Here is a 12,478-nt window from a genome sequence, read left to right on the forward strand (position 1 = left end):
TCAGCGCCCCGATGAACAGCAAGCCTCCGGTCTGCGCGGCCTCATCGCCCTTGTCCATGCCCGCCGCCAGCAACACCTACGATTACGTCCAGCTCAGCGACGCCAAACGCGACAGCACCCCGCTGGCCGAGGAAGTGGCCCTGGCCATTGTCTATAACGGCCTCAACCAGGCGGTGATGCTGGTCAGTCCTACCGATCTGGAAGACTTCGCGGTCGGTTTCAGCGTCGGCAGCGGCATTGTCGAAGGCACCGCAGAAATCTACGACCTCAAGCTTTCCGGCAGCGGCTCGGCAATGTACGCCGACCTGGAAATCTCCAGCCGGGCGTTCTGGAACCTGAAAAACCAGCGCCGCCAACTGGCCGGCACCAGCGGTTGCGGCCTGTGTGGGGTCGAGGCCCTGGAGCAGGCGCTGCCGGATCTGGCCGTGTTGCCGGGTGCGCCCCTGCCCCCGGCCCAGTGGCTGGTCGGCCTGCGCGAGCGCATCGACGCCTTCCAGCCACTGGGCCAGCATTGCGGCGCCGTACATGCAGCACTGTTCATGGACCGCCAAGGCGAACTGCTGCTCGGCCGCGAAGACATCGGCCGGCACAACGCCCTCGACAAACTGATTGGTGCCCTGCTGCGGCAACGCATCGACAGCCAGGGTGGCTTGGCCATCGTCACCAGCCGCTGCAGCCTGGAGCTGATCCAGAAAGTACTGCGTGCCGGCATCCAGACCCTGGTCAGCCTGTCAGCGCCCACCGGCCTTGCCCTGCAATGGGCACGCAAGCACAACCTCAACCTTATCCATTTGCCCAAGCACAGCGCACCGCGGGTCTACAGCCCAGCGGCGGAGTCGTAACAGTCGTGACCTCGTACCAACATCTTCCGGACAACGCCCCAGCCTCCCCTCCTCGCTACAAGCCCTACCACGGTCCCGCCGGCGGTTGGGGCGCACTGCGTAGCGTGGCCAAGGCATGGGTCGGCAGCGATAACGCGCTGAAGAACATTCGCGCCCTGCTCAAGACCAACCAGAACGGCGGCTTCGACTGCCCCGGCTGCGCCTGGGGGGATTCGCCGGAAAGCGGCATGGTCAAGTTCTGCGAGAACGGCGCCAAGGCGGTGAACTGGGAAGCTACCAAGCGCCGTGTCGATGCAGCCTTCTTCGCCCGTTACAGCGTCACCTCGCTGCTGCAGCAGAGCGACTACTGGTTGGAGTACCAAGGGCGCCTGACCGAACCGATGGTCTACGACGCACCCAGCGACCGTTACCTGCCGATCAGCTGGGATGCCGCCTTCGCCCTGATCGCCCGCGAACTGAACAAGCTGGCCAACCCTGACCAGGCCGAATTCTATACCTCGGGACGTGCCAGCAACGAAGCGGCGTACCTGTACCAACTGTTCGTGCGCGCCTACGGCACCAACAACTTCCCTGACTGCTCGAACATGTGCCATGAGGCCAGCGGCGTGGCATTGGGGCAAAGCGTCGGGGTCGGCAAGGGTACAGTCACCTTCGACGACTTCGAGCACGCCGACTCTATTTTTGTCTGGGGCCAGAACCCCGGCACCAATCACCCGCGCATGCTCGACCCACTGCGCGATGCGGTAAAACGTGGCGCCCAGGTGGTGTGCATCAACCCGCTCAAGGAGCGTGGTCTGGAGCGCTTCCAGCACCCCCAGAACCCACTGGAAATGCTGACCAACAGTGACCGTCCGACCAACACCGCCTTCTTCCGCCCGGCCCTGGGTGGCGACATGGCGATGCTGCGTGGCATGGCCAAGTTCGCCCTGCAATGGGAGCGCGAAGCCCAGGCCAACGGCGAACCGGCCGTGTTCGACCACGCCTTCATCGCCGAACATGGCCATGGCGTCGACGAGTACCTGGCCGTGGTGGACGCCACGCCGTGGTCGCACATCCAGGCACAGTCCGGCCTGACCTTGGCCGATATCGAACTGGCCGCGCGCATGTACTGCCGCGGCAAGCGGGTGATCATGTGCTGGGCGATGGGCATCACCCAACACCGTCATTCGGTGCCGACCATTCAGGAAATCGTCAACCTGCAGATGCTGCGTGGCAACATCGGCGTGCCCGGCGCCGGCCTGTGCCCGGTGCGTGGCCACAGCAACGTGCAGGGTGACCGCACCATGGGCATCAACGAGCGCCCGCCAGAGGCGCTGCTGGATGCCATCGAAAAGCGCTTTGGCTTCCCCGTGCCGCGGCGCAATGGCCATAACACCGTCGAAGCCATTCACGCGATGCTCAATGGCCGGGCCAAGGTTTTCATCGGCTTGGGCGGCAACTTCGCCCAAGCCACACCCGACACTGAGCGCACCGCCCAGGCGCTGCGCAACTGCGAGCTGACCGTGCACATCAGCACCAAGCTCAACCGTAGCCACCTGGTCCATGGCAAGCAGGCACTGATCCTGCCGTGCCTGGGCCGCACCGACATCGACCTGCAGGCCGACGGGCCGCAGGCAGTCACGGTGGAAGACTCGTTCAGCATGGTCCACGCTTCCAACGGCCAGCTGAAGCCGCTGTCGACGCAAATGCGCTCGGAACCTGCAGTGATCGCTGGCATCGCCGCCGCCACGCTGGGCAAGCAACCGGTGGACTGGCACTGGCTGGTGGCCGACTACGACCGCATTCGCGATCTGATCGGCGACACCATTGCCGGTTTCAGCGGCTTTAACCAGCGCCTGCGTAATCCGGGTGGCTTCTATCTGGGCAACAGCGCGGCCAGCCGCGAATGGGCGACCAGCACCGGCCGCGCCAACTTCAAGGCCAACCTGCTGCCCGACACGCTGCTTGACGAACGCGTACGGGCCAGCGGCCAGTTGCCAGACTTGATCATGCAATCGATGCGCTCGCACGATCAGTACAACACCACTATCTACGGCCTGGACGACCGCTACCGCGGTGTGCGCGGCCAACGCGAGGTGCTGTTCGCCAACGAAGCCGACATCATCCGCCTGGGCTTCCAGCCGGGGCAGAAGGTCGACATCGTTTCGCTGTGGGGGGATGAACATGTGCGCCGGGTGCAAGGCTTTACCCTGCTGGCCTTCGACATACCTGCCGGGCAGGCGGCGGCGTATTACCCGGAGGTGAACCCGCTGGTGCCACTGGAGAGCATTGGTGTTGGTAGCCATACGCCAACATCGAAGTTCATTGCCATCAAGCTGGAGCGTGCGCGCGAGGACGGGCGTATCCTGTAAAAATGAAAAAAGCCCTGTTCCGTGGCGGCTCAGGGCTTTGTCATAAAGGTCTCAGACAGCCTAAAAACGATAAAGTTTCATAGTAAATACAGCAAGTTAGAGAATTGTGTACAACTCGTGTTACTCGTCGGATTTCCGTTGCCAGCCACGTCTCTTAGCCTCAAATTCGCCTCGTCATCCCTATGAGGCTCTCTTGATGAAGAAGTACTCCTCGATTCTGTTGTTGTCTTTCAGCTTGCTCAGCGGCGTTGCCATGGCAGGCGGCACCACCGAGGCCGGCATTGGCGGCGCATTGGGTGGGGTACTGGGCTCTGTCGTGGGCAACTCCATCGGTGGCAGCACCGGCGGCGCCATTGGTGCCGGTCTGGGCGGTGCGGCAGGTGGCGCCCTGGGCGCAGACAAACGCCAGCGTGGTGAGGCCGCTATCGGCGGCGCGCTGGGCGCTGCAGGTGGTAACGTGGTCGGTCGCTCCGTGGGCGGCACCACGGGTAGCTACATTGGCGCGGCAGCCGGCGGTGGTGCCGGTGGTGCGCTGGGTAACTACCTGGGCAAAGAGGCCGACGAAGACGATTACCGCGATGGCCGCCGCTATCGTCGCGGCTACGACGACGACCGTCGTCACTGGGACCGTGGTCACCACTATGGCCACCGCAAGCACAAGCGCCACTGGCGCGACTAACGCCTGAGGGCCCTGCCCCCGGCAACAAAAGCCCCGCCCCTGCCAGCGGGGCTTTTTTATGCCTGCCGCTCCAGCACGAGGCCGGACAGAATCACCTGCAGCGCCTCTGGCAACGCCACAGGCCGGCCACTGTCGCGCTCGATGAACACCTGCACTACCGTGCCTGCTGCGCACGCCTCCGGTTCGCCCGGGCGATACAGCGCCAGCCGGTACTCTACCGTGCTGCCCGCCAGTCGCGTCACTCCCAACCCCACCTCCAACAAATCCGGGAAGCCCGGTAGCGCGTAGAAATCCGCAGCCGAACTGACCACGAAGGCGGCCAGTTCACCGTGCCGCAGGTCCAGTTCGGCCTGCTCGACGAGAAACGCCTGGATCGCGGTTTCAAAAAAACCGTGCACCGTTGCACCGGCGATGTGGCCGTTCAGGTCGTTGTCCTGGGGGCGGGTGAGGATCGGGTGGAAGTGGGAGAAGGCAGTGCGCTGAGGGGCTTCGGTCATCTGGCTGGCTCTTGTCTTCGCTATGGATGCCGACAGTGAAACAGAAAAAACAGACTTTCGCTGCCTATGCGGGCCCCTTCGCGGGCAAGCCCGCTCCTACAACGGCCTGCGCCCACCACCGATCAGTGTGTAGGAGCGGGTTTACCCGCGAATACGATGGCGGCTGCGACGGTGAACCACGGGTGGAAATTGGCCAGCAGGCCCGGCCCTTTCGCGGGTAAACCCGCATCCACAAAAAAGCCGCCCCTGGGGGCGGCTTTCTCGTTGCGGCTGGGCTCGGCTTACAGCTGCGGGCCAGCGGCTTTGATGGCGTCGGAAACTTCGAACTTCTTGAAGTTTTCGATGAACAGCTTGGCCAGACCTTTGGCAGCCTCGTCGTAGGCCGCTTTGTCAGCCCAGTTGGTGCGCGGGTTGAGCAGTTCGGTTTCAACGCCCGGAACGGCCTTCGGCACGTCCAGGTTGATGATGTCCAGGTGCTCGGTTTCGGCACCGACCAATGCGCCGCTCTGGATGGCAGCGATCACGGCACGGGTGGTGGGGATGCTGAAGCGCTTGCCAACGCCGTAGCCACCACCAGTCCAGCCGGTGTTGACCAGGTAGACCTTGGAGTTGAAACCATTGATACGCTTGATCAGCAGCTCAGCGTACTCGCCAGCCGGACGCGGGAAGAACGGTGCGCCGAAGCAGGTGGAGAAGGTCGACTTGATGCCGCCGCCCGAGCCCATTTCAGTGGAACCGACCAGCGCGGTGTAGCCGGACAGGAAGTGGTAGGCCGCCTGCTCGTTGTTCAGGATCGAAACCGGAGGCAGAACACCTGTCAGGTCGCAGGTGAGGAAGATCACTGCGTTAGGCTCGCCGCCCAGGTTCGCTTCCGAACGCTTGGCAACGTGCTCCAGCGGGTAGGCCGCACGGCTGTTCTGAGTCAGGCTGACGTCGGTGTAGTCGGCGTGCTTGTTGGCGTCGAGAACGACGTTTTCCAGTACTGCGCCGTGCTTGATGGCTTTCCAGATGACCGGCTCGTTCTTTTCGGACAAGTCGATGCACTTGGCGTAGCAGCCGCCTTCCATGTTGAAGACAACGCCTTCGCCCCAACCGTGCTCGTCGTCACCGATCAGGTAACGGCTTTCGTCAGCCGAAAGGGTGGTCTTGCCAGTACCGGACAAGCCGAAGAACAAGGTCACATCGCCTTCTTCGCCGATGTTGGCTGCGCAGTGCATTGGCAGTACGTCGGCAGCCGGCAGCAGGAAGTTCTGCACCGAGAACATGGCTTTCTTCATTTCGCCGGCGTAGCGCATGCCAGCGATCAGCACTTTCTTCTGGGCGAAGTTGATGATCACGCAACCGTCGGAGTTGGTGCCGTCACGCTCAGGCTCGCACACGAAGTTGGCGACGTTGAGGATCTGCCACTGGTCGCGGCCAGCCGGGTTGAACTGCTCCGGGTTGATGAACAGGCAACGACCGAACAGGTTCTGCCAGGCAGTCTGGGTGGTCATCTTCACCGGCAGGTAGTGCTCGGCTGCGGCCCCTACGTGAACATAGGAAACGAAGTGATCCTGGGCGTTGTTGAACGCCTCGACGCGAGCCCACAGGGCATCGAACTTGTCAGCCGGGAACTTGCGGTTGATCGGGCCCCAGGAAATGGCGTCCTGGGTGGAAGGTTCTTCGACGATGAAACGGTCAGCCGGCGAGCGGCCAGTACGGTGACCAGTCTCCACGACCAGTGCGCCAGTATCGGCTAGTACGCCTTCACCGCGTTGCAGCGCTTCTTTTACCAGCTCATCGACGCTCAGGTCGGTGTACACGGTGTTGTTGGCTTGCGTCATGAGATACCCCATCCGGCCCGAGGCCGAGTGCTCCAAACGTTTTGTAGTTGTCTTGAAAAAACTACTACAGCGAAAAAAGTGGCCGGATTATGCCAGAAACGCCCAAAAAAAGTAGGCCCCTCCTGTCAGAACTGCGCTTTTGCGCAATTCGACAGGAGATTATCCTGTGATTTAACGTTTCAGTGACGAGTTTCTGAGGCCACGTCAGTACCGCCACCCGCAAACAGTTGCGCCACATCGCTGGCATCGAAGAAGTAGCGCTCGTTGCAGAACTGGCAATCGATCTCTACCGTCCCGCCACATTCGTCCACCAGCGCCTTGGCGTCGTGTTCGCCCAGACTGACCAGCGCATTGCCGGAGCGTTCCCGCGAACAGCTGCAATTGAAGCGCAGTGGCTGGATATCGAACAGGCGCACGGCGTCTTCGTGGTACAGGCGGTGCAGCAGCGTTTCGTTGCCCTCTGTCCACTCTTCAGGCTTGAGCGTCTTGGCCAGGGCCACCACGTGCTGCCAGCTGTCTTCGCGCTCTTCATCATCCGGCTGGCGATCACGCGGCAGTTGCTGCAGCAACAGCCCACGGGCCTTGCCGCCTGCGGCATTGAGCCAGAAACGGGTATTGAGCTGCTGCGACTGGACGAAGTAGCTGGTGAAACATTCCGACAGGTTGGCGCCATCGAGGTCGACGGTCCCCTGATAGCGCTGGCCCTTGACCGGGTCGATGGTCAGGGTCAGGTGGCCGTCGGGCATCAGCTGCGACAGGGTGGCATCAGCCGAAATCTGGTCCGCTTCGTAGCGGGCCATGCCGCGGATCTCGCGGTCGCTGGAGCATTCCACCATCAGCAGCGGAATCGGCCCAGCCGAACGCGCCTGCAGAATCAGCAAGCCATCGAACTTCATCGCACCCACCAGCAAGGCGGTGGCGGCCATCAACTCACCGAGCAGCACCTTGACCGGCTGGGGGTACTCATGACGCGCCAACACTGCGGCGTAGCTGTCATCGAGAGACACCCACTCGCCGCGCACATCGCGCTCGTCGAAGAGGAAACGTTGGGTGAAATCTGTACCAGGCAAATCGCTCATAGGTTTCGGCTATCTAAAAAATGATGACAAAATGGTTACAAGGGTTGTCGAGAATCGGCGAGAACCCGTGACAGAGCGCTCACAAGGCGCTCCGATTCCTGTTTGCAATAGAGGTATTTTATGGACAATCGACCACTGTTCCAAGCAAGGTGGTCCTGGGGGCCATTGGCAGCCTGTACGCTGCTTCCCATCGCTCTACTGTGTTTCTGGTTATGGCCTTTTGGCCAGATCCTGTGCCTGACTTTCGACGAGTGGCTGTTCCGCAGCCTGAACGCGCCGCTGGCCGATAGCACCACCTGGCGCTACATCTGGACCATCGGCAGCCTACGCCCGTTCGACATCGTCGTCGGCCTGATCCTGCTCGCTGTGCTCATTCGTGGTGACTGGGTGTTCAAGGCCGCTCAGGTTCGCCAGGCATTTTTCGGCTTTCTGGTCACGCTACTCCTCTTAGTGGTGATTCGCGCGCTGTTTTCCAAGTGGGTGGATGCAGCCGGGTGGCAACACAAGAGCCCATCGATGATCTTCGACGATGTCGTGCACCTGAGTGACTATTACCCGAACCTGGAGGCGGCCTGGGAACTCAAGGACCGTTCCAGCAAAAGTTTCCCGGGTGATCACGCCTCGGTGCTGCTGATCTGGGCGCTGTTCATGAGCGTGTTCAGCCGCCGCCTTGTGCAATACCTAGTGGTCTGGGGGCTCGCAGCGCTGTTCATGCTGCCGCGCCTGGTGGCCGGTGCCCACTGGGGGCAGGACGACTACATCGGCGGCTTGCTGATGGCCGTACTGGCGTTGGGCTGGAGCTACTACACGCCCCTGGCGGCCAAAGGCAGCGAGGCGTTGATGCGCTGGACAGCGCCGTTGTTCAAGCTGCTGTCCACGTTACCGCTGGTCGGACGAATGGCGGTGTTGCGCTAGATTCCTGGGGCTGCGCAGCAGCCCCATTCAATCGTAACTTCCATGCAGCTGGTGAATCTGCCGCCGCTGCTTCTTGGTCGGCCGGCCATCGGTGGTCACGCCCATGGCCCCGGCCTTACGCATCTCAGCCGCCTGTTCACGGCGACGCACACTTTCTTCGGTTTCCTCGTACAACGCCTGCGCCTCTGGGGCACCACGACGCACCACCGACAGCGCCTTCACCACCACCGTGCGCTCATCGAAGCCGGTACGCAGCACGAACGCGTCGCCCACTCGCGGCTCTTTGCCCGGCTTGCAACGCTCGCCCCGGCAATGCACCTTGCCACTCTCGATCGCCGCCTTGGCCAGCGCTCGCGTCTTGTAGAAACGCGCCGCCCACAACCATTTGTCCAGGCGAACCTTGTCGTCGTCTTCGGCTTTTTGTGCCATCCCGTTACCTCGGATTCTGTCTTTCATCGAACTGTACTACCTTCACATACGGATGCAAAAAGTCCCCGCCGTGCTTAAAGTTCTCCACCTCATTCGCAGGGTGCGCTTCGTGAAGACATTTGACCATTTGACTGTGATCGGCCTGCGCGAGTGGGTCGCCCTGCCTGACCTCGGCGTGGCCGGGCTGCGCGCCAAGATCGACACCGGTGCCAGCACGTCGAGCCTGCATGCCACCGAAGTGGAACCCTTCGAGCGCGACGGCCAGCCCTGGGTTCGCTTCACTGCGCACCTGGGCTCGGTGGTGCAGTTGCGCCACCGCCGCTGCGAGGCACCGTTGGTGACGATGAAGACCATCAAGAGCTCCAACGGCCACGCCCAGACCCGCTACGTCATCCGCACGTCACTGGCGCTGGGTGATGGTGTGTGGGAGGTGGAGTTCACCCTGGCCTGCCGCAAGAACATGCGCTACCGCCTGTTGCTTGGCTCCAAGGCCCTGATACACGGCCAGCTGGTAGTGAACCCAGGCCTGAAATACGTACAAGACAAACCGGCCTTCCCGGCCACCCTTTCCCCTGTCACAGGTGCTGCATGAAGATCGCTGTGCTGTCGCGCAATCCGCGTCTGTATTCCACCCGCCGCCTGGTCGAAGCCGGTACCCAGCGTGGCCACGAAATGGTGGTGATCGATACCCTGCGGGCATACATGAACATTGCCAGCCACAAGCCGCAGATCCACTACCGCGGCAAGCCGCTGGAAGGCTTCGATGCCGTGATCCCGCGCATAGGTGCTTCGGTTACGTTCTATGGCTGCGCGGTGCTGCGCCAGTTCGAAATGATGGGCGTCTACCCGCTCAACGAGTCGGTAGCCATTGCCCGCTCGCGCGACAAGCTGCGCTCGTTGCAGCTGTTGTCGCGGCGCGGCATCGGCTTGCCGATCACCGGTTTCGCCCACTCGCCGGATGACATCCCCGACTTGATCCAGATGGTCAACGGTGCCCCGCTGGTGATCAAGGTACTGGAAGGCACCCAGGGCATTGGCGTGGTGCTGTGCGAAACCCCCCAGGCGGCCGAGTCGGTGATCGAAGCGTTCATGGGCCTCAAGCAGAACATCATGGTGCAGGAGTACATCAAGGAGGCCGGTGGCGCAGATATCCGATGCTTCGTGGTAGGCGACAAAGTGATTGCCTCGATGAAGCGTCAGGCCAAACCGGGCGAGTTCCGCTCCAACCTGCACCGGGGTGGCGTCGCCAGCCTGATAAAAATCACCCCTGAAGAGCGCATCACCGCCATTCGGGCGGCCAAGGTGATGGGGTTGAGCGTGGCGGGTGTGGATATCCTGCGTTCCAACCACGGGCCGTTGGTGATGGAGGTAAACTCGTCGCCAGGGCTGGAGGGCATTGAAGTCACCACCGGCAAGAACGTCGCCGGGATGATCATCGAGCACCTGGAGAAGAATGGCGGGCCCAATCAGACCCGGACCAAGGGCAAAGGCTGATTCAAGCCTGTGCCCGCCTCTTCGCGGCTAAGCCGCTGCCACAGGTATTGCAGAGTCCCTGTAGGAGCGGCTTTAACCGCGAAGAGGCCAGTGAGCCTCACACAGCATTACGCGGCAGCAGCAGCCCCAGCGGCAACCTGACCCGCGCCTCGATCCCGCCGCCAGACCGGTTACGCAACTCCACGTTCCCGCCATGTTGCGCAGCAATCCGCTTCACGATCGCCAGCCCCAACCCGGTGCCCTTGCCGCCCCGCGCCCGGTCACCGCGAATGAACGGGTTGAAAATGGTTTCCAGCTCCGACTCGTCGATACCGGTGCCCCGGTCCAGCACACTGAGCACCACATACGGCGCACTCTCATCACCTGATACATAGGCAGCCACCTCGACCCCCTTGCCAGCATGGTGCAGGGCGTTGCCGATCAGGTTGCCCAGCATGCGCTTGAGCGAAACCCGGCGCAGCGGGAACGGTGGAATCGGCTCCAGGCACAGGCGCACACGCTCTTCCGGCTGGTTGTACGGAGCCACCACCTCACGCACCAAGTCAGCAAGGTCGACCTCTTCCACCGGCTCGTCACGGCCATCGCGGATGAAGGCCAGGAACTGATCGAGAATCGCGTCCATGTCCTCGATATCGCGAACCATGTCATCGCTCAGCTCGTTGTCGCTGTTCAGCAAGGACAGCGACAGACGCAGGCGCGTCAGTGGCGTGCGCAAGTCGTGGGAAACCCCGGCCAGCATCAACTCGCGCTCGCGCCCGGCCTGCTCGACATCCTCGGCCATCTGGTTGAACGCCTTGTACACCTCGGTCATCTCGCTGGGGGTATCGCTGATCGGCAGGCGCACACTGCGCCCCTGGCCAAGCTGGCGGGCGGCGAATACCAAGCGTTTGAGCGGCTGGTTGAGCTGACGCACAAAAATCCACGCCGATGCTGTGGACAACAAGCCAATGGCCAGGAACCAGCCCAGCACGTTCCAGATCTTCTGCCCACGCAATGGGTGCGGGTACAGCGGCACTTTCAGCCAACCCGGCCCCAGGCTTGGCGCATTGACCCACAACGCGGGCGGTGCATGAATGCGCAGCCGCACTTCGGTGTCGTCACCCAGCTCGGCCTGCATCTGCCGTTGGTAGATTTCACTGTAGGGCCAATGCTGCTCGCCTTCGGGCACACCCGAGCCGGTCACCCGGATAAGGCCTGCCGCCTCGGCGATCTTGTCGCGGTTTTCTTCGTCGGCGGCCCAATAGGCGCGCAAGGTCAGCGCTACACCATGGCTGTACTGACGGTCGACCAGCACGTCCTCGTTCATCAGCAGGTAGACCAGGGTCAGCGCCTTGGAGAACAGAACGACGATCAACACCAGCCACAGGGTGCGGGCGAAGAAACTTTGCGGAAACCAGAGCGGTGTTTTCATCGACGTTCAGGCATCATTTTCCGGCGTTTCCGTCCGGTACGAACACGTAGCCGACGCCCCAGACGGTCTGGATGTAACGCGGCTTGGACGGGTCCGGCTCGATCATGCGACGCAGGCGTGAGATCTGCACATCGATGGAGCGCTCCAGCGCATCCCATTCGCGGCCGCGCGCCAGGTTCATCAGCTTGTCGCGGGTCAACGGCTCCCGGGCGTGCATCACCAGGGCCTTGAGCACGGCGAACTCGCCGGTGGTTAGCATGTGCACTTCGTTGCCGCGCTTGAGCTCGCGGGTGGCCAGCGACAGTTCATAGTCGCCGAAGGTGACCGACTCGTCTTCGCTGCCCGGCGCTCCCGGCACGCTCGGCGCCTGGCGACGCAGCACCGCCTTGACCCGGGCCATCAGTTCGTCCGGGTTGAACGGTTTGCCCAGGTAGTCGTCGGCGCCCAGCTCCAGGCCCTTGATGCGGCTGAGCTCGTCGCCCTTGGCGGTCAGCATGATGATCGGGATCTGGTTGTTCTGCTGGCGCAGGCGCTTGCAGGCGGACAGACCATCCTCGCCTGGCAGCATCAGGTCGAGCACCACCAGGTTGAACACCTCGCGCTGCAGCAGGCGATCCATCTGCTCGGTGTTGGGCACTGCACGGGCACGGTAGCCCTTGCTGGTGAAGAAACGTTCCAGCAGGCTGCTAAGCCCCGGATCGTCGTCGACGATGAGAATCTTGTCACCTTCAGCGGTGTTTGGCGTGCCGGTCATGAATAACTCCTCTGATATCGCCGCGCATTATGGCGTAGCCATTGCTGCACGTTGCGTGAGCATTGTTAGCAGATTTTTCCCCCGGCGCCAGTTCCGGCTGGCCGGGCGCCATCACCGCAAGCCGTTTGCGATGGGTATAATGCGCGGCTTTCATCCAGCGCCGCCGGGCAAAAAGCCCACAGGCGACCCCCGTATTCACAAATG

General features: G+C 62.3%; 12 protein-coding genes. 6 read left to right on the forward strand and 6 right to left on the reverse strand.

Translation table 11 applies throughout. The annotated features are described in order from the left end of the window. The first annotated feature begins 11 nt into the window (after positions 1–11). The 3 genes from fdhD (at position 12) to AA098_RS26355 (ending at position 3,872) form a co-directional block, all read left to right on the forward strand. On the forward strand, positions 12–842 hold the full coding sequence (fdhD, locus tag AA098_RS26345; protein WP_003255800.1) for a formate dehydrogenase accessory sulfurtransferase FdhD: 831 nt from the start codon (positions 12–14) through the stop codon (positions 840–842). 5 nt (positions 843–847) lie between these two features. Next, complete coding sequence (locus tag AA098_RS26350) at positions 848–3,193, forward strand: FdhF/YdeP family oxidoreductase (RefSeq protein WP_060545256.1); 2,346 nt, start codon at positions 848–850, stop codon at positions 3,191–3,193. A 196-nt stretch (positions 3,194–3,389) separates the two neighbouring features. Beyond that, positions 3,390–3,872 carry a glycine zipper domain-containing protein gene (locus tag AA098_RS26355; RefSeq protein WP_003255803.1) on the forward strand — a complete coding sequence of 161 codons (483 nt, stop codon included), beginning with the start codon at positions 3,390–3,392 and terminating at the stop codon, positions 3,870–3,872. 56 nt (positions 3,873–3,928) lie between these two features. On the opposite strand, the gene AA098_RS26360 is transcribed toward AA098_RS26355, so the two are convergent. From AA098_RS26360 to hslO, 3 genes are all read right to left on the reverse strand, one after another. After that, complete coding sequence (locus AA098_RS26360) at positions 3,929–4,369, reverse strand: thioesterase family protein (RefSeq protein WP_003255804.1); 441 nt, start codon at positions 4,367–4,369, stop codon at positions 3,929–3,931. A 281-nt stretch (positions 4,370–4,650) separates the two neighbouring features. After that, positions 4,651–6,192: a phosphoenolpyruvate carboxykinase gene (locus AA098_RS26365; protein ID WP_003255806.1), complete on the reverse strand. Its 1,542-nt coding sequence runs from the start codon at positions 6,190–6,192 to the stop codon at positions 4,651–4,653. A gap of 179 nt (positions 6,193–6,371) precedes the next feature. After that, complete coding sequence (hslO, locus tag AA098_RS26370) at positions 6,372–7,271, reverse strand: Hsp33 family molecular chaperone HslO (RefSeq protein WP_064615112.1); 900 nt, start codon at positions 7,269–7,271, stop codon at positions 6,372–6,374. 120 nt (positions 7,272–7,391) lie between these two features. On the opposite strand from hslO, the gene AA098_RS26375 reads away from it, so the two are divergent. Beyond that, positions 7,392–8,186 carry a phosphatase PAP2 family protein gene (locus tag AA098_RS26375; protein WP_004576368.1) on the forward strand — a complete coding sequence of 265 codons (795 nt, stop codon included), beginning with the start codon at positions 7,392–7,394 and terminating at the stop codon, positions 8,184–8,186. Positions 8,187–8,213: 27 nt separating this feature from the next. Here the strand turns inward: AA098_RS26375 and AA098_RS26380 are convergent, their stop codons facing one another. Further along, positions 8,214–8,615 carry an RNA-binding S4 domain-containing protein gene (locus tag AA098_RS26380; RefSeq protein ID WP_014755033.1) on the reverse strand — a complete coding sequence of 134 codons (402 nt, stop codon included), beginning with the start codon at positions 8,613–8,615 and terminating at the stop codon, positions 8,214–8,216. A 109-nt stretch (positions 8,616–8,724) separates the two neighbouring features. Between AA098_RS26380 and AA098_RS26385 the strand changes: the two genes are divergently transcribed. Then, entirely contained in the window at positions 8,725–9,207 is a 483-nt protein-coding gene (locus AA098_RS26385; protein WP_004576370.1) for an ATP-dependent zinc protease, read from the forward strand. Further along, entirely contained in the window at positions 9,204–10,109 is a 906-nt protein-coding gene (gene rimK, locus AA098_RS26390; RefSeq protein ID WP_003255817.1) for a 30S ribosomal protein S6--L-glutamate ligase, read from the forward strand. The genes AA098_RS26385 and rimK overlap by 4 nt, the downstream gene beginning before the upstream one ends. Before the next feature lie 97 nt (positions 10,110–10,206). Here the strand turns inward: rimK and AA098_RS26395 are convergent, their stop codons facing one another. After that, on the reverse strand, positions 10,207–11,520 hold the full coding sequence (locus AA098_RS26395; protein WP_003255819.1) for an ATP-binding protein: 1,314 nt from the start codon (positions 11,518–11,520) through the stop codon (positions 10,207–10,209). A 13-nt stretch (positions 11,521–11,533) separates the two neighbouring features. Next, positions 11,534–12,274 carry a two-component system response regulator OmpR gene (ompR, locus tag AA098_RS26400; RefSeq protein WP_003255821.1) on the reverse strand — a complete coding sequence of 247 codons (741 nt, stop codon included), beginning with the start codon at positions 12,272–12,274 and terminating at the stop codon, positions 11,534–11,536. Positions 12,275–12,478 lie beyond the last annotated feature (204 nt).

The sequence above is a fragment of the Pseudomonas sp. JY-Q genome, assembly GCF_001655295.1.
GTDB classification, from domain to species: Bacteria; Pseudomonadota; Gammaproteobacteria; order Pseudomonadales; family Pseudomonadaceae; genus Aquipseudomonas; species Aquipseudomonas alloputida.

What these genes read in the sequence shown, in the direction of transcription:
- rimK (WP_003255817.1), top strand. Translation starts at nt 9,204, where the DNA reads ATGAAGATCGCTGTGCTGTCGCGCAATCCGCGTCTGTATTCCACCCGC.
- ompR (WP_003255821.1), bottom strand. Translation starts at nt 12,274, where the DNA reads ATGACCGGCACGCCAAACACCGCTGAAGGTGACAAGATTCTCATCGTC.
- fdhD (WP_003255800.1), top strand. Translation starts at nt 12, where the DNA reads ATGAACAGCAAGCCTCCGGTCTGCGCGGCCTCATCGCCCTTGTCCATG.
- AA098_RS26395 (WP_003255819.1), bottom strand. Translation starts at nt 11,520, where the DNA reads ATGAAAACACCGCTCTGGTTTCCGCAAAGTTTCTTCGCCCGCACCCTG.
- AA098_RS26355 (WP_003255803.1), top strand. Translation starts at nt 3,390, where the DNA reads ATGAAGAAGTACTCCTCGATTCTGTTGTTGTCTTTCAGCTTGCTCAGC.
- AA098_RS26360 (WP_003255804.1), bottom strand. Translation starts at nt 4,369, where the DNA reads ATGACCGAAGCCCCTCAGCGCACTGCCTTCTCCCACTTCCACCCGATC.
- hslO (WP_064615112.1), bottom strand. Translation starts at nt 7,271, where the DNA reads ATGAGCGATTTGCCTGGTACAGATTTCACCCAACGTTTCCTCTTCGAC.
- AA098_RS26380 (WP_014755033.1), bottom strand. Translation starts at nt 8,615, where the DNA reads ATGGCACAAAAAGCCGAAGACGACGACAAGGTTCGCCTGGACAAATGG.
- AA098_RS26365 (WP_003255806.1), bottom strand. Translation starts at nt 6,192, where the DNA reads ATGACGCAAGCCAACAACACCGTGTACACCGACCTGAGCGTCGATGAG.
- AA098_RS26375 (WP_004576368.1), top strand. Translation starts at nt 7,392, where the DNA reads ATGGACAATCGACCACTGTTCCAAGCAAGGTGGTCCTGGGGGCCATTG.